The organism is Candidatus Phyllobacterium onerii (genome assembly GCF_028331445.1).
In the GTDB taxonomy this organism is placed as follows: Bacteria; Pseudomonadota; Alphaproteobacteria; order Rhizobiales; family Rhizobiaceae; genus Phyllobacterium; species Phyllobacterium onerii.
The window spans coordinates 129673-146004 of sequence record NZ_JAQMHX010000005.1; the positions used below are offsets into that span (position 1 = coordinate 129673).

A 16332-nucleotide genomic window follows, 5' to 3' on the forward strand; every position below is an offset into this window, starting at 1 on the left:
TTTCGCCGGGCCTTTACGCCTAAATTTCTTTGCTCACACCAATACGGCTTTATTCCCATGCTCGATATCAAATGGATCCGAGAGAATCCGCAAGCGCTTGATGCAGCTCTGGCCAAAAGAGGCAACGAGCCGGCATCGTCCCGTTTGATCGAGCTCGACGAAAAGCGCCGTCAGCACATCGCCAAATTGCAAGAAGCGCAGGAACGCCGCAACGCCGCCTCGAAGGAGATCGGCAAGGCGATGGGTGCCAAGGATCAGGCAACCGCCGATCGTCTGAAGGCCGAAGTTGCGGAGATCAAGCTATTCCTGACGTCAGCGGAAGAAGAAGAGCGCCAGCTCGATGGAGCGCTGAGCGCTGCATTGTCGGTGCTTCCCAACATCCCGCTTGCTGACGTGCCGGTTGGCAAGGACGAGGCCAGCAATGTCGAAACGCGCCGCGTCGGACACCTCAAGAATTTTTCCTTCGAGCCGAAAGAGCATTTCGAGATCGGCGAAAAGCTCGGCTACATGGATTTCGAGCGTGCGGCAAAAATTGCTGGTAGCCGCTTTACCGTATTGAAGAGCCAATTGGCACGGCTCGAACGTGCGCTCGGGCAGTTCATGCTCGATCTGCACACGACCGAACATGGCTATACCGAGGTAAGCCCGCCGCTGCTGGTCAATGACGACGTGCTCTATGGCACAGGCCAGCTTCCGAAGTTCGCCGAAGATCTGTTCCGTACCACTGATGGCCGCTACTTGATCCCGACCGCCGAGGTGCCGCTGACCAATCTGGTGCGCGAGGAAATTCTCGACATTCGCGATCTGCCAATCCGCATGACGGCGCTGACGGCGTGCTTCCGTTCGGAAGCGGGTTCGGCCGGACGGGATACGCGCGGCATGCTGCGCCAGCACCAGTTCATGAAGGTGGAACTGGTATCGATCACCGACGCCGAGCATGCCATCGAGGAACATGAGCGGATGACATCGTGTGCCGAGGAAGTTTTGAAGCGGCTCGACCTGTCGTTCCGCACCATGACGCTGTGCACCGGCGACATGGGCTTTGGCGCGCAGAAGACATATGACCTGGAAGTCTGGCTGCCGGGACAGAAGGCGTATCGCGAGATCTCCAGCTGCTCGGTATGCGGTGATTTCCAGGCGCGCCGCATGAATGCCCGCTACCGGCCTGAAGGCGAGAAGTCGACGCGTTTCGTTCATACGCTCAACGGTTCAGGCACCGCTGTGGGGCGCGCCCTGATTGCCGTTGTCGAAAATTATCAGAATGAGGACGGCAGCGTAACAATTCCTGAAGCCCTTGTACCCTATATGGGTGGACTGAAGCGGATCGAAAAAGCAGCATAAGAGGGACTGGGGCAAATGCGCATTCTTCTGACCAACGATGATGGTATTCATGCGGAAGGTCTGAGCGTGCTTGAACGCATTGCCCGCCAGCTCTCGGATAATATCTGGGTGGTTGCGCCGGAAACGGACCAGAGTGGTCTGGCGCACTCGCTGACGCTGTCCAACCCGTTGCGTCTGCGCAAAATCGATGACCGGCACTTTGCCGTACGCGGCACGCCGACCGATTGCGTTATCATGGGCGTCAAGCATCTGATGCCAGACGCACCTGATCTGATCCTTTCCGGTGTGAATTCCGGCTCGAACATGGCCGATGACGTCACCTATTCGGGCACTGTGGCAGGCGCCATCGAGGGCACGTTGCTCGGCATCAAGTCCATTGCCTTGTCGCAGGAGTATAATCTGGATGGCGGCGCACGCGTGCTGCCATGGGAGGTCGTCGAGGAGAGGGCGCCCGCGATCCTGAAAAAGGTGCTTGATGTCGAACTGCCAAAGACCATTCTCATCAATATCAACTTCCCGAGTTGCAGCGCTGAGGAGATCGCCGGAACGCGGGTTACGGCGCAGGGCAAGCTTTCGCATGGCCTCACCATAGAAGAGCGCCATGATGGACGCGGCTTACCTTATTACTGGCTGCGCTATGGCCGCGGCAAGGATGTGCCGGCCGAAAACAGCGATGTGGCCGCACTCGCCAAGAACTTCATTTCGGTCACGCCGCTGCAGCTCGACCTGACGGCGCATGACACGCTCGCAACCCTTGCGAGTGCCATTGCATGAAGGTTGCGATGTCTGAACGTGAAGGATTTGCGGCTTTCGTACTGCGCATGCGCGCCTTGGGCCTGTCGGATCAGCGTCTGATCAGCGCCTTTGAGGCGACGCCCCGCATGGCCTTTATCAACGGCAATCTAGGCAACCTTGCCTACGGCGCCGGGACGCTGCCGATCGAATGCGGTGAGTTCATCGAAGCGCTCGATCTGCAGGCGCAGCTGATCAATTCCCTTGATCTTGAGCCTACGCACCGTGTGCTGGAAATCGGCACCGGTTCTGGCTTTACAGCGGCCGTGATGGCGCGGCTAGCGGGCCGTGTTCTGTCGCTCGAGCGTTATCGCACTCTGGTTGAACTGGCGCATCAGCGGCTTCAGGCTCTGAAAATCGAAAATACTTTCGTCAAGCATGCGGATGGCAGGCACGGCCTTGTACATGACGGTCCATTTGACCGTATCATCGTCTGGGGTGCTTTCGAAAGTATGCCGCGCCAGTTCGTCGATCTCCTGTCGTCAAACGGCGTCATGATTGCACCGATCGGCCCGCTCGATGGCAGACAGGTAATGGCGCGGCTGTCGAAAATCGGCAGCCGTTTTGAGCGCCACGATTTGATGCCCGTGCGCCTATTGCCCCTGATGGAGGGTGTCGCCTCGGCGCTCTGAGCGTTTACGAGTTTGGTGAATTTTTTACAAATTTTATTCGCTCTTTAACGGTCGAGTAACATTAACGCGATCTAATGAGTCCAATATTCTTGTATTGAGTACGGGCGGGATATGCGATGCGTTTGAGTACACTAGACAAAGCGTCACGGCGGCTGGCTCTGAATGCCGCCATTCTCTCGATAGCCGGTATCGCGGCAGGCTGCAGCTCGGGCGTGCAGCGTTTCACCAGTGCCGATTTCAGTTCCGGCTATAGCGACAATCAACGATCAGTCATGCAAGCGTCCAACAACACGCTACAACCTTATACACCTCCCGTCGATTCAACGCAGACCGCTTCTGTCAGCCGCAGCGGCGGTGTCCAGCGCAGCAGCCTGCCGCCCGTCGGGGCTGCAAGCACTTCGGCGCTGCCGCCAGTCTCCTCGCAGCCAACGCGCCCGGCACTTGCACCTGTCGCCAGCGCCGCTCCACTGCGCCAGCAGCAGGTCGCTTCAGCGCAGCCAATGCAGGCCGCACCGTTGGGGTCGGCTTCGGGTACGCTGAAAACTCCGGATGGCCGTGAAGCAAAGATGCCTGTAAAGCCCGCTCCGGTGCATTCGAACAACGTCGCCGTCATACAGACGCCGCAGGCGACCAAGCAGGTAGCTACCGCGACCACTGTTGCAAAGCCAACCGGCCAGGGCTCATATACAGTCCAGAGCGGTGACACGTTGCATGCGATCTCGCGCAAGACCGGTAGCAATGTCGAGGCGATCAAGCAGGCGAACAACATGAAGGATGGCACCGTCCGTGTTGGTCAGGCTCTCATCATTCCACCGTCCAATTCCGCGCTTGCTCAGAATGTCGCCAACACCATGAAGCCGAAGGGCGGAACGGTCGATCAGGTCAAGACAGCTTCGACACCGCCTGCAGAACAGCCGAAGGTGGTCGCAAGTGCCGCGACGCAGGCTGCTGCAGCTCCGCAAGCCGATACTTCGGCCAAGCCTTATACGCCGCCACAGGCCAGCGAGAAGGTGATCGAGAACGCGGATAAGGACAAGGATGTTGCCGCAGCACCGTCGGCTACCGGCGTTTCGGGTATGCGCTGGCCGGTTCGCGGCCGGGTTGTCGCCAACTATGGCAAGGGCAGCGACGGGATCAACATCTCTGTGCCTGAGGGTACGCCGATCAAGGCGGCTGAAAACGGCGTGGTCATCTACTCCGGCGATGGCCTGAAGGAATTCGGCAACACGGTGCTGGTGCGCCATGACAACGGCCTTGTGACCGTATATGGCAATGCCAGCAAGCTCGATGTCCAGCGCGGCCAGAAGGTCAAGCGGGGCGATCAGCTTGGCGTGTCGGGCATGACCGGCAACGCAACGACGCCGATGCTTCACTTCGAGGTTCGCAAGAACTCGACGCCGGTTGACCCGACGAAATATCTCGAATCCTGATCGATCAGCAGATTGATTGAAGCCCGCGCCGAAAGGTGCGGGCTTTTTTGCCGTCTAAAGTTTCTTGCCGAGACGTCCGGCAAGATCCTGGATGAATTGCCAGGCGACACGGCCGGACCGTGCCCCGCGTGTCGTGGACCACTCCAGCGCCTGCGCATGCAATTCCGGTTGCTTCATCGGCAGATCGAAATATGCCGCGTAGCCATCGATCATCGAGAGATAGTCGTCCTGGCTGCATTTATGGAAGCCCAACCAAAGTCCGAAGCGATCCGAAAGCGAAACTTTTTCTTCAACCGCTTCCGATGGATTAATCGCGGTCGAACGTTCGTTCTCGATCATGTCCCGCGGCAGAAGATGACGCCGGTTCGATGTGGCGTAGAAGATGACATTGTCCGGCCGGCCTTCGACGCCGCCTTCCAATGCTGCCTTCAATGATTTGTAGGATGTGTCGTCGTGATCGAAGGAGAGGTCGTCGCAAAACAGGATGAACCGGTAATCCGTGTCCTTGATGGCCGCCATCAGGGCAGGAAGGCTGTCGATATCTTCGCGGTGGATTTCCACGAGTTTGAGCGGGTGGCCGCCGGTCGGTGCAGCAGCGTTGACAGAGGCATGCACCGCCTTGACCAGCGATGATTTGCCCATGCCGCGCGCGCCCCACAGCAGCACATTGTTTGCCTGCAAACCGTCGGCAAAGCGTTTCGTATTGTCAAATAGGATATCACGGACATTGTCGACACCGCGGATCAATGAAATGTCCACGCGGTTGACCTTGCTGACCGGGTCAAAGGTGAGCTTGTCGGGATTCCACACGAAGCAATCCGCCACATCGAGATCGACCGGTTGAGCTTTTGGCGGTGCCATGCGCTCCAGCACCGCAATCAGCCGGTCAAGTTTATCTGTCAACAATTCATCGGACATACTCATCGAGCCTTCATTTTCATGCATATATGCGACTAGAGCAAGTTTTGTCTATTGAGAGCCGTTCTGTTTCGCGGATGGCGAGACAATCCATGCGGAAGGTGGCGAGGCCGATGTTTATCCATCGGACGACGCCGCCTGACAAAGTGGGTGTCCGCCAGCCGGAAACCCGAAGGGCCGGGTGAATTTGCTCCAAATCCATAGGGCTTCGGCTTCGTCCGATGGAAAGGCATCGACCTCGCCAAATCCCTCGACTTTGAACCAAATTCTCTCCGGCAGAACGGTTCTGAATAGACAAAATTTGCTCTATCATGTTGAAGATAATTCGAAAAGCAGGACACACAGTTTTGTACGGTTGCTTTTGACGCCCCAAACATTGTATTGCGCTGGCTCAAGTTCTTTCAAATCTGGTTTTCTCTGGAGGTTGTCTCAATGTTCGTAACTCCCGCATATGCACAGGCAACGGGTGTCGGCGGCGCGCCGGAAATGCTGATGAGCATCCTGCCGTTCATTCTGATCTTCGTGATCATGTACTTCTTGATCATTCGCCCACAGCGTACCGCTGCCAAGAAGCGCGAGGAGCAGCTGAAGAATATCCGCCGCGGTGACACGATCATTACCGGTGGCGGTTTCATCGCCAAGGTTACCAAGGTCTATGAAGATACCGGCGAGCTGGATGTCGAAATCGGCGACGGCGTCAAGGCCCGCGTCCTGCGGGGAATGGTGGCCGACGTCCGGGTCAAAGGCGAGCCGGTTGCCGACAACAAGAAATAAGGCATAGTGAGGGGGCGGCCAATGAGCCGCCCTTCTGATTCTAGTTCCAAGGTTGCGACTGCATGCTCTATTTTAGCCGCTGGAAGACTGTACTCATCTGGGCTGTTGTTCTAGCAGGCGTTGTTCTGGCGCTGCCAAATCTCTTCACACAGGATCAATTGGTGACCTTGCCGGACTGGCTGCCGAAGAAGCAGCTGGCGCTGGGTCTCGACCTTGAAGGTGGTTCGCGGCTACGCCTGCAGGTCGACAAGGACCATCTGCCCGACACCGACGCAACGATCGCAATCCTGAACCGCCGTCTCAGTGAGCTCGGCTACACCAATCCAAACGTCGAAGGCCAGCGGAATGGCCGTGTACTCGTCGAAGTCCCCGGGCTCTACGACTCGCAACTGCTCAAGGACATCCTGAGCCTCACCGGCGAACTGCATTTCCAGATGGTCGACGATTCCGTACCGGTTCAGCAGGCGATCGACGGCACGCCGCCGGAAGGAGATGAGGTGGTGTATTCGTTCGACGATCCGCCCGTTGCCTATCTGGTCAAGAAAGAACCGCTTGTCTCAAACAAGAATTTCGTCGATGCGCAGGCCGGGATAGATACGTCCACCCAAGAGCCTGTGATCACCTTCAGACTGGACAGCATTGGCGCTGACCGGTTCTCGAAGGCGACCAAGGCGAATGTCGGCAAATCCTTCGCTATCGTTCTCGACAATCAGGTGCTTTCAGCTCCGGTCATCAGTGAGGAAATACCCGGGAATACAGGTCAGATTTCCGGCAATTTCGACCTTTCGGGCGCAAGTAACCTGGCGCTTGTGATGCGGGCAGGCGCGCTGCCGGCGAGTGTCACCGTGCTCGAAGAGAGAACGATCGGCACTGATCTCGGAGCGGCTGCGGTAGCCTCTGGCAAGATTGCTGCTCTTATTGGCGCAGTTCTCGTCATCGTTTTCATGCTTTTGACCTATGGCCTTCTCGGGGTCATCGCCAACATTGCCCTTGTCGTCAATGTGATCCTGATACTGGCAGTGCTGACGCTCTTCGGTGCGCCGCTGACGCTCGCGGGTGTTGCCGGTATCGTGCTTACCATCGGCATGGCCGTCGATTCCAACGTGCTCATCTATGAACGCATTCGCGAGGACAGGCGCGCTGGCTTTTCCGTTATTCAGGCTATCGATTCGGGATTTTCGCGGGCGCTTGCAACAATCGTCGACGCCAATGTCACCACACTGATCGCGGCACTCGTGCTTTTCATTCTCGGCTCGGGGCCGGTGCACGGTTTCGCGCTGACGGTGACGATCGGTATCGTCACGACACTATTCACGACCTTCACGCTGACACGCTGGCTGGTATCCGTGTGGGTTCAATGGGCGCGTCCGAAGGAAGTTCCCGGCGCACTCCTGAAGCTCGTTCCAAATGATACGAAAATCCCGTTCATGAAGCTGCGTTTTCTGACGCTCGGCTTTTCGGCGCTGTCGAGCATTGCGGCGATCGTGCTTTTCGCCATTGTCGGCATGAATTTCGGTATCGATTTCAAGGGCGGCACGATGGTCGAGATTCAATCGCACGAGGGTGCGATCGATCTCGACGATGTCTATAGCCGACTGGAAGATTTGAACATTGGCGACATCAAGATCGAACCATTCAAATCGGATGATCGCGCCCTGATTACTGTGGGCAGCCAGGGTGAGGGCGAGGATGCCGAGCAGACCGTCGGTGTCAAAATCCGGGGTGAATTGCAGGACGACTTCGATTTCCGCCGCATTGACGTCATCGGGCCATCCGTATCGAGTGAACTGTCACACGCCGGAATGCTCGCTGTCGGACTCTCCTTGGCGGTGATCTTTGTCTATGTGTGGTTGCGCTTTGAATGGCATTTCGCACTTGGCGCCATTCTCGCAACAATCCACGACGTACTGCTACTGCTTGGTATGTTCATCGTCTTCCAGATGGAGTTCAACCTCTGGAGTATCGCCGCTTTGCTCGCGATAGTCGGCTACTCACTCAACGATACGGTCGTCATCTACGACCGCGTGCGCGAAAATTTGCGACGATACGGCAACAGCATGTCGCTGTCGGCGCTTCTCGATGCATCGATCAACCAGACCCTGTCGCGCACGATTCTGACATCGCTTGCAACGTTTCTGGCGTTGATCGTTCTCTATCTCTATGGTGGAGATGACGTGAAATCATTCTCGCTGGTCCTCGGAGTCGGCATCATCGTCGCAACCTACTCGTCGATCTTCGTTGCCGGCCCCTTGCTGATGCTGTTTGGCCTCAGGGGCAGGGATGTCGCGGAAAACGGACCGTCGGCGGTGTCCGGCCAGAATGGAGCGTAATTTAATTGGTCAAAGGCATTGAAATTCGGGATGCGCACTTTCCTGGGCGTGCACCCATCGATGCCTATGGCAATGGCGGCTTTCGCTTCGCGGATATGTCGCATCGCGGCTCCATACTCTGTCTCCCATCCGGCATTCATGGCTGGCAGCCGAAAACCCTGCCACTCCTGACGATCGCCGATTTCTCGCTTGTGCTTGAACAAGCTGACGATATCGAAATTTTGCTGGTGGGGATGGGGACCGACTTGCGGCGGCTGCCGCAGGAACTGCGCGACGAATTGCGCAAGCACCGTATATCGTCCGATCCGATGAGCACGGGTGCAGCAGTGCGGACTTACAATGTGCTGTTGGCGGAGGATCGCGCAGTGGCCGCTGCGTTGATTGCAGTGGAATAACCCAGCGCATCTCTATATCTCAGCATTATGAACGCCAATGAAACTCACTGCCTGCAATTGTTGCGAGCTGCCGATCCGGATCGCTACCTTTCCGTGCTCTATGCACCGGAAGACAAGCGTGGGGGATTGGCAGCGCTCTTTGCCTTCAACACTGAAATTGCCCGCATTCGTGATCTGATTCATGACCCGTTGCCGGGTGAAATCCGGCTGCAATGGTGGCGCGATCTCATCAATGGAACGGAGCCTGGTGAAGCGTCGGGGAATCCCGTCGCCGCGGCGCTTTTGGGTACGATCAAAACATATGATCTGCCGCGTACTGCCTTCGACAATTATTGTGAGGCGCGGATATTCGACCTCTACAATGACCCGATGCCAAGCCGCAACGATCTGGAAGGATATTGCGGCGAGACGGCTTCGGCGCTGATCCAACTCGCCTCCCTGATCCTGGATGCCGCCAAGGCGCCTCAACACGCCAACGTGGCTGGCCATGCCGGCGTCGCGCAGGCGATCACAGGTCTGCTGCGCCTCTTGCCACTGCATCGCCGCCGCGGTCAGATTTACATTCCCGCCGATATTCTGGTGGCCGTTGGCTGCAGTGGGACGGTGTTGCTGGATGGCTCCGATCAATCAGCGGTCACACGTGCGATCGACGCGATGATCGCGCTTGCCGGGGATCATTTCGCAAAATTCGAAAACGCTGCGAAGACGTTGCCGGCGACACTTCGCCCGGCCTATCTGCCAGCCTCGATTACCCCGACCTATCTGAGGAAGCTGAAAGCCAGCGGCATGAATGCTGCCACGGAAATTGCCGACATCTCGCCGCTCCGCCGCCAATGGGCGATGTTCAGGGCGTCTACTCGTTAGGACCTATTCCGCGGCTTCTGCAATTGCCGGTAGGCCGAGCCATGTACGGCAGTCAGCCAGCGCACGCGCGCTCATGGCGCGTTTCTTGGCATTCGACTTCTCCTTGCCGCGCAGACGCTTGCCTTCAATCTTCGGCGCCTCCATTGGCGGAAACAGCCCGTAATTGACATTCATCGGCTGGAATGAGCGCTTGCCCTGTTCTTCATCGGTCACGAGATGCCCGCCAGTGATATGGCCGAGGAGCGCGCCGAAAGCTGTCGTCAAAGGCGGAGGCGTGTAGGCTTGGCCAAGCCTTTCAGCCGCGGTAAACCGGCCCGCCAGCAGACCGATGGCGGCGGATTCGACATAGCCCTCGCACCCGGTGATCTGGCCGGCAAAACGCAAGCCCGGCCGCGTTTTAAGCTGCAGGGTCGGATCGAGCAGAAGTGGCGAATTCAGATATGTGTTGCGGTGCAGCCCGCCAAGCCGTGCGAACTCGGCGTTCTCCAGCCCCGGGATCATTCTGAAGATGTCGGTCTGGGCGCCATATTTCAACTTGGTCTGGAATCCGACCATGTTGTAGAGCGTCCCGAGGGCATTGTCCTGGCGTAGCTGAACGACTGCATAGGCTTTGACAGTGGGATTGTGCGCATTGGTCAGGCCCATCGGTTTCATCGGGCCATGGCGCAAGGTTTCCGGTCCGCGCTCGGCCATGACCTCAATCGGCAGGCAGCCGTCGAAATAAGGCGTGCCTTCCCATTCCTTGAACTCGGTCTTGTCGCCTGTGACAAGCGCTTGAATGAACGCCTCGTACTGCTCCTTGGTCATCGGGCAGTTGATGTAGTCCTTGCCATTGCCGCCCGGTCCAACCTTGTCATAGCGAGACTGGAACCAACAGGTATCCATATCGATGGAATCGAAATGCACGATTGGCGCAATAGCGTCGAAAAAGGCGAGGGCGTCGGCGCCGGTTTCGTTGCCGATGGCTTCGGCAAGCGATGGCGCTGTCAGCGGGCCGGTAGCGATGATAATCTTGTCCCAGTCAGCCGGCGGTAGACCGGTGATTTCCTCACGCTGGATGGTGATCAGGGGATGCGCTTCAATGCGCGCGGTGACGGCCTCAGCAAAGCCATCGCGATCGACAGCCAGCGCACTGCCGGCCGGCACCTGGTTCGCATCGGCACAAGCCATTATCAGCGAATTGGCGAGGCGCATCTCCGCATGCAGGACACCGACCGCATTGGTTTCGGCGTCATCGGAGCGGAACGAATTGGAACAGACGAGTTCTGCCAGATCCTGTGTCTTGTGTGCATCCGTGCCGCGAACTGGGCGCATCTCGTGCAGGATCACGGGAATACCCGCCTCGGCAAGCTGCCATGATGCTTCGGAACCGGCGAGACCGCCGCCAACGATATGAACTGGTTTGTGTGACATGCGCTTCCAATAGACGTTTTGGTGCCGCGCTTCAATGCAAAAGCCGCCGCAACTTAACTGAGCGGCGGCTTTGATAATCGGGATGGATCAGGCGCTGGCTTGGTCGAGTTCCGCCACGTCGTTGCTGTCGAGCTTCAGTGCTGCGGCACGGATGAGGCTTTCCAGCTGTTCGAGGGAGGTGGCGCTGGCAATCGGTGCCGTGACACCCTTGCGCTGGATGATCCACGCAATCGCGACTTCGGCTGGCTTGGCGTTGTGCTTGGCCGATACCTTGTCCAGTGCTGTGAGAATGCGAGTACCACGCGGGTTGAGATACTGCTTGATGCCGTCGCCGCGCTGGCTTTTACCCAAGTCGGTTTCGCTGCGATATTTGCCCGAAAGAAAGCCTCTGGCGAGCCCGAAATACGTGATGACGCCAATGTTTTCGGAGATGCAGAGATCGCGCAACTTGCCTTCGAACTCGCTACGATCGTAGAGGTTGTAGCCGGGCTGCAGCACATTGTAACGCGGCAGGTCTTTGGTTTCCGAGACATCGATCGCTGCCCGAAGCTGGTCCGCATCGAGATTGGAGGCGCCGATCGATTTGATCTTTCCCTCTCTCAGCAACTTCTGGTAGGCGCCGAGTGTTTCCTCGTAAGGTGTATCGGGATCAGGCCAGTGCGACAGGTAAAGATCGATTGCATCGATCTGCAGACGCTTCAGCGATGCCTCGACTGCCTTGGCGATGTAAGCGGCAGACAGATCTTTCTTGCCTTGACCCATGTCGGAGCCGACTTTGGTAATGATAACGACCTTGTCGCGCGCATTACGTGCTTTGACCCATTCCCCGATGATCGTTTCGGATTCGCCGCCTTCATGTCCGGGCACCCAGCGAGAATAGCCATCCGCCGTGTCGATCGCATTGAAACCGGCATCGACAAAGCGGTCAAGCAGATCGAAGGAGGTCTTTTTGTCGGCAGTCCAGCCGAAAACGTTACCTCCCAAAACCAATGGCGCAATGGACAGGCCTTTGCGGCCAAGACGACGTTTTTCCATATTTTTTACTCCGGGAGATTAAAGCTGGTTATGCAAACTGTAGGCCCGTTTGGAGCATGTTTCCAGCGTTGTGGAAATCACGAGGCCTTACGGGTCTTTGACTCGTTCAACGCTATTGCGGCGCGGATGAGCGCCTTGAATGCGTCCTCATCGATTTCTTCCGCCTCGTGCAAGTCGATAGCGCGCCTGGTGTTGCCTTCAAGGCTGGAGTTGAACAGCCTCGAAGCATCTTCGAGCGAAGCGCCCTTGGCGAAAGTTAGCTTCACCACGCTCTTATAGGTCTCACCGGTGCAGATTATTCCATCGTGAGACCAGACCGGAACGCCTCGCCACTTCCATTCCTCGACCACGTCAGGGTCGGTCTGTTTGATGAGCGCGCGGACATGGGAGAGTGTCTTGCCCCGCCAATCGCTCAGCTCCTTGATTCTCGCATCTATCAGCTGGGAGGGGGAGTGCCCTCCTTCTCCGTCCTTCAGGTCGCTCTTCTTCATCGGTATCGCCTCCCTCGTGTGGTTGTCATGCAATCAGGTCGTTTTGCTCACATTTTTTCGCCGGGTAGTTGGCTGGCCTGCTTCACCCAGTCGACGAACTGCTCTTCGTCGAGCTGGCCCTCATAAATGTTGAGATACCGCACTTCTTTGTGCTTGGATTCGCCGGGCGGGACGGGAGTGAGCGACGTACCACGAAAGAAAGTCACCTGGACGTACTTCGTGTAGCAATGCAGACAAAGGAACCAGGTCTTTTCCTCCAACCCGTAGAAGGGCGAGTTCCATTTGACTGCCTTGTGCACGCTGTGCACGCTGGGCACGCTGTGCACGCTGCGCACGATGAGCGCGTCGAGACGGCGTCCGACATCGCTTTTCCAGCCCGGCATGGCAGCGATGTAGGCCTGCACCGGGGCGTCGCCGTAGCCTTTTGCGATCTGAGGATTACCGCCTGAGAGGAGGACCGGCTGCGTCGTTGGCGTGGGGTTCTTGCTCTTGGCAAGCAAGGAAGAGTTTTCGCTCTCTCTCGTTTTCATGTTGCTTCCTCCGCTTTTAGTACGGCAACCATAAACAGCGAATCCTGTAGGTTTCAAGAATAAGTCCCGTTACAGTCGTCCCATGCGTACCATGACCCCGTGTTTAACCCTGTTTCTGTTCGCTGCGTTGTACGGGCATGCCGAGGCGCAAAGTTTCCGCGTCTGCAACGGTTATGGCTGTACCTTTCAAACGCCGGTGACATTGACACCGGCAGATCGCTCGCGGATTGCTTCCATCATGGCGGGAGGACGCGTTTCGCCTGCGGCCGAACGCGCTGCTGTTCGCCGTGCGGTGCAAATATTTGAGCAGCGCAGCGTCGCTGTTATCGGGGTCGTCGATCGGCCAAAGATGGATTTTGGCAAGGGTCGCGAGAGAGGCCAGATGGATTGTGTCGATGAGTCGACCAATACGGACCATTTTCTCCGCTACCTGCAAGGCGCCGGACTATTGCACCATCATCGCGTTGCAAGGAGAGATTCGCGCGGGAGTTTCGTCGACGGCCGCTACCCACATTTTACCGCCGTTCTCAAAGATGATTCTGGAACGTCGTGGGCCGTCGACTCCTGGTATGAACCGGGAGGCGGACCGCCTGACGTGATGCTTTTGTCGGAATGGCACCGCCGAGGATATGGCGGGCAGAGATAGACAGTAGAGAGTTTCAGAAACAACAACACCCACCGCGGGAGGAGGTGCGGTGGGTGTCGTTTTGTAAAGACCGGCCGGGAGGAGGAGTGCCGGTCTTCGATCGCGGGAACTTTGGGAGGAGGATAAAGCCCGGCGATATTCTTGTATTCGATTAGCGTACTGCAGACTTCTTGGCGACGAACGGGATGTCCGAACGGGCAATGCCCAGATCGCTGAGTTCGCGGGTCGACAGACGGTTCAGCTCGGAAACCGTGTCACGATAACGGCGCCAGTTGCTGTAAGAGCGGATAAGGTTCATTTCATTTCACCACTTCGGTTTTTTGTTTGATTGATCACTCTTGATCGTTGAGTGGAAGATAGTGGATGACGTCCCGAAGTTGCAGAGCCAAGTTTGCAGGTCAGCTATGCAATTGCTGCATTGCAACATTAATTCGCGTTAATTGTTGCGGCGCACCAGAGGCGGTTTTGAGTTGAATTTGTGCACCGCCGTGCAATTGCGTTTTCGTAGTCAGTCGCGTTACCTTCACCTGAGTAGACTCAAGGGAGCATCCGTGGCACTCACCATTGGATTGAGGAAACATATCGCGCGCTGGCAGCGGGACGGGGTGATCGATGAGATCGTCGCCGAACGGCTTCGCAAAGACCTAGACGATCATCGCTCCGGCTTTGGCCTTGGAGGTATCCTCGCGGTGCTCGGTGCGGTTCTTCTCGGTGCGGCGATCATCTCGCTCGTCGCGGCGAATTGGGAGGCGATGCCCCGGCTGTTTCGCGTTGGCCTGATCATATCGGTGCTCTGGCTCGGTTATGTTGGCGGCGCGTGGCGGGAAAGTCTCGGCGACCGGCGCTTCGGTCAGGCGCTTTACCTGATCGCCGCGATCACGTTTGGTGCCGGAATTGCGCTGATTGGCCAAATGTACCACCTGTCGGGCGATGTATCGGATGCCGTGCTCCTCTGGGTCGCCGGCACGATGGTTGCGGCATTGTTCCTGCGCTCGCCCGTGCTTGTCTCGGCGGGCGTCGCCATTACAGGCCTTTATCTGTTCTCTTCGCTCGATCGGTCCACGGGCGAGCCTTTCAACTATGTCTGGCTGGTGCCCGTCCTGCTTTTCATCAGTGCAGGGCTGATCTGGTACACGAAGGGCAGGGCCGCACAGCATCTCATCGCCCTGTTGCTCATCACCTACGTGCTTGTCGTCCGAATCGACCTCAACGAGGTCATGGTCTTGTGGGTGGCGGGGCTGATCGGTGCCATATGCTTCATGATGGACGCCGTGCGCCCCGGTCTCCTGGACCGGATGACCGGCTGGACAGAGCCCCTGGGCGCGTATGGCTTCTTCATGGTGCTCGTGGCGCTGTTGTTCTTCCAATTCGATATCGCCAGCAATGAATTTGCCGACGAAGCGATTCCCGGTCAGGTCCTGATAGGATTTGCGATCCTCGGCTGCTCGATCGCGGGTCTTGTGCTTTCGGGCCACCGTAATCTTGCGGTGCGGTGGATTGCCTATACGGTCTTCTCGCTGGAAGTTCTCTATCTGGCTTTCGAGACTATCGGCACGATGATCGGGACCGCGAGCTTCTTCCTGAGCGCCGGTGTGCTGGTTCTGCTTCTCGCCGCCTTTGTCATCCGCATGGAGCGGCGTCTTCAGAAAAGGAATCCGAAAAGGCAGACAACGGCATGACAATAAAGATCAATCGCCTCCTCTGGCTAGGTGCCGCAGTGGCGCTTATGCAGTCCGGTGTGCTCTACGCCATGGTCCAGCAGCACGTTTCGATTCTGCGCGATGGCACCGACATCACATTGCAAAGCGAACCCGTCGATCCGCACGATTTTTTGCGCGGCGACTATGTCACGCTTCGCTATGCCATCTCCAATATCGAGGCGGGCAAGATCAGCGGAACGATTCCCGCAACCGATGGACCTGCCGATGTCTATGTAACTGTGAAAGAGGGCGACGGCGGCGTGTGGACGTTCGCTGGCGCCTCATGGCAGGAGCGCAAGGACGTGCCATCTGGCGAAGTGCAGCTGCGTGGCCGCACGTCCAGCTTTGCCAATGCGGCGGCCTATAGCCCTCTCCGCGTCACCTATGGCATCGAGCGCTACTATGTGCCGGAAGGCCAGGGACGGGCGATCGAAGCTCAACAACAGGAACGAAAGATCGAGGCGGTGGTTGCCGTCTCAAGCGCGGGCGATGCGCAGATCCGCGCGTTGAAAGACAATGGCAACATACTCTACGAAGAGCCCATTTATTAGGTTCGAGAACCGAACGTTAAATGTGAAGTTTCGTTCAGAGGGCAGTGCCAATATCTGCTCGAAATTATGCGCTGACATGGTGCGGAGCATGAGCACTGCTCACTCGCGGCAGCTAAGGACTTTGCTTCGAGGAACTGACTAACGGCGATGGTCTCTAGGCCGTGCTTGAATCTTCTCGGAAATCTAGGCGGAGCGAACTCGAAAACTATGGTGCGGATAGAGGGACTCGAACCCCCACGGTCTCCCGCCAGAACCTAAATCTGGTGCGTCTACCAATTTCGCCATATCCGCAGATGAAGCATGAGCCTCAAGCGCCGGTCCCTATATCACCCTCTTTCCAAGGGTCAAAGGAAAAAGCCTGACTTCCGGCAGAATTTATCGAATGTGCACGCGGTCGGGCCAGCATGGAACGGGGGTGGGTGAAGTGATCGTTTCATCTCTGCAAGAACCAACTTGTGAGCCGCAGCAAAGCGTTCTAGCGTCAAAGGCA

The 16332-nt window shown here is 57.3% G+C and carries 17 protein-coding genes and 1 tRNA gene; 11 read left to right on the forward strand and 7 right to left on the reverse strand.

Annotated elements, in window-relative coordinates; genetic code table 11:
- The first annotated feature begins 57 nt into the window (after positions 1–57).
- From serS to PHA01_RS13215, 4 genes are all read left to right on the forward strand, one after another.
- Positions 58–1341, forward strand: a complete 1284-nt coding sequence (gene serS, locus PHA01_RS13200; RefSeq protein WP_271896204.1) for a serine--tRNA ligase — start codon at positions 58–60, stop codon at positions 1339–1341.
- A gap of 15 nt (positions 1342–1356) precedes the next feature.
- Entirely contained in the window at positions 1357–2115 is a 759-nt protein-coding gene (gene surE / locus PHA01_RS13205) for a 5'/3'-nucleotidase SurE (protein WP_271896206.1), read from the forward strand.
- Complete coding sequence (locus PHA01_RS13210; protein ID WP_271896208.1) at positions 2112–2765, forward strand: protein-L-isoaspartate(D-aspartate) O-methyltransferase; 654 nt, start codon at positions 2112–2114, stop codon at positions 2763–2765. The genes surE and PHA01_RS13210 overlap by 4 nt, the downstream gene beginning before the upstream one ends.
- Positions 2766–2881: 116 nt before the next feature.
- Complete coding sequence (locus PHA01_RS13215) at positions 2882–4195, forward strand: peptidoglycan DD-metalloendopeptidase family protein (RefSeq protein WP_271896210.1); 1314 nt, start codon at positions 2882–2884, stop codon at positions 4193–4195.
- Positions 4196–4249: 54 nt separating this feature from the next.
- On the opposite strand, the gene PHA01_RS13220 is transcribed toward PHA01_RS13215, so the two are convergent.
- On the reverse strand, positions 4250–5113 hold the full coding sequence (locus tag PHA01_RS13220; protein ID WP_271896657.1) for an ATP-binding protein: 864 nt from the start codon (positions 5111–5113) through the stop codon (positions 4250–4252).
- A 432-nt stretch (positions 5114–5545) separates the two neighbouring features.
- Between PHA01_RS13220 and yajC the strand changes: the two genes are divergently transcribed.
- From yajC to PHA01_RS13240, 4 genes are all read left to right on the forward strand, one after another.
- Positions 5546–5887, forward strand: a complete 342-nt coding sequence (gene yajC / locus PHA01_RS13225) for a preprotein translocase subunit YajC (protein WP_106716339.1) — start codon at positions 5546–5548, stop codon at positions 5885–5887.
- Between the two features lie 62 nt (positions 5888–5949).
- Positions 5950–8217 (forward strand): protein translocase subunit SecD, encoded by a 2268-nt coding sequence (secD, locus tag PHA01_RS13230; protein WP_271896214.1) that lies wholly within the window; start codon positions 5950–5952, stop codon positions 8215–8217.
- Positions 8218–8222: 5 nt separating this feature from the next.
- Positions 8223–8612 (forward strand): Mth938-like domain-containing protein, encoded by a 390-nt coding sequence (locus PHA01_RS13235; protein WP_271896216.1) that lies wholly within the window; start codon positions 8223–8225, stop codon positions 8610–8612.
- Positions 8613–8639: 27 nt separating this feature from the next.
- Positions 8640–9476 carry a phytoene/squalene synthase family protein gene (locus PHA01_RS13240; protein ID WP_271896219.1) on the forward strand — a complete coding sequence of 279 codons (837 nt, stop codon included), beginning with the start codon at positions 8640–8642 and terminating at the stop codon, positions 9474–9476.
- Positions 9477–9479: 3 nt separating this feature from the next.
- On the opposite strand, the gene trmFO is transcribed toward PHA01_RS13240, so the two are convergent.
- From trmFO to PHA01_RS13260, 4 genes are all read right to left on the reverse strand, one after another.
- Positions 9480–10889, reverse strand: coding sequence for a methylenetetrahydrofolate--tRNA-(uracil(54)-C(5))-methyltransferase (FADH(2)-oxidizing) TrmFO (gene trmFO, locus PHA01_RS13245; RefSeq protein ID WP_271896221.1), 1410 nt, complete (start codon positions 10887–10889; stop codon positions 9480–9482).
- An 87-nt stretch (positions 10890–10976) separates the two neighbouring features.
- Positions 10977–11924, reverse strand: a complete 948-nt coding sequence (locus tag PHA01_RS13250) for an aldo/keto reductase (protein WP_271896223.1) — start codon at positions 11922–11924, stop codon at positions 10977–10979.
- A gap of 77 nt (positions 11925–12001) precedes the next feature.
- Positions 12002–12415, reverse strand: a complete 414-nt coding sequence (locus PHA01_RS13255) for a DUF1801 domain-containing protein (protein ID WP_271896225.1) — start codon at positions 12413–12415, stop codon at positions 12002–12004.
- Positions 12416–12462: 47 nt separating this feature from the next.
- Entirely contained in the window at positions 12463–12945 is a 483-nt protein-coding gene (locus PHA01_RS13260) for a DUF1801 domain-containing protein (protein WP_271896227.1), read from the reverse strand.
- Positions 12946–13027: 82 nt separating this feature from the next.
- On the opposite strand from PHA01_RS13260, the gene PHA01_RS13265 reads away from it, so the two are divergent.
- Positions 13028–13591: a hypothetical protein gene (locus PHA01_RS13265; protein WP_334312020.1), complete on the forward strand. Its 564-nt coding sequence runs from the start codon at positions 13028–13030 to the stop codon at positions 13589–13591.
- A gap of 151 nt (positions 13592–13742) precedes the next feature.
- On the opposite strand, the gene PHA01_RS13270 is transcribed toward PHA01_RS13265, so the two are convergent.
- A complete protein-coding gene (locus PHA01_RS13270; protein ID WP_100001090.1) occupies positions 13743–13889 on the reverse strand; it encodes a DUF1127 domain-containing protein in 147 nt (48 codons plus the stop codon).
- A 253-nt stretch (positions 13890–14142) separates the two neighbouring features.
- Here PHA01_RS13270 and PHA01_RS13275 point away from each other — a divergent pair, with 253 nt between their 5' ends.
- Together PHA01_RS13275 and PHA01_RS13280 are read left to right on the forward strand one after the other, a co-directional pair.
- The gene (locus PHA01_RS13275) at positions 14143–15270 is read left to right on the forward strand and encodes a DUF2157 domain-containing protein (protein ID WP_271896231.1); all 1128 of its coding nucleotides are present in this window, start codon (positions 14143–14145) and stop codon (positions 15268–15270) included.
- Positions 15267–15842, forward strand: coding sequence for a GDYXXLXY domain-containing protein (locus PHA01_RS13280; RefSeq protein ID WP_271896233.1), 576 nt, complete (start codon positions 15267–15269; stop codon positions 15840–15842). The genes PHA01_RS13275 and PHA01_RS13280 overlap by 4 nt, the downstream gene beginning before the upstream one ends.
- A 208-nt stretch (positions 15843–16050) precedes the next feature.
- On the opposite strand, the gene PHA01_RS13285 is transcribed toward PHA01_RS13280, so the two are convergent.
- Positions 16051–16133, reverse strand: a tRNA-Leu gene (locus tag PHA01_RS13285).
- Positions 16134–16332 lie beyond the last annotated feature (199 nt).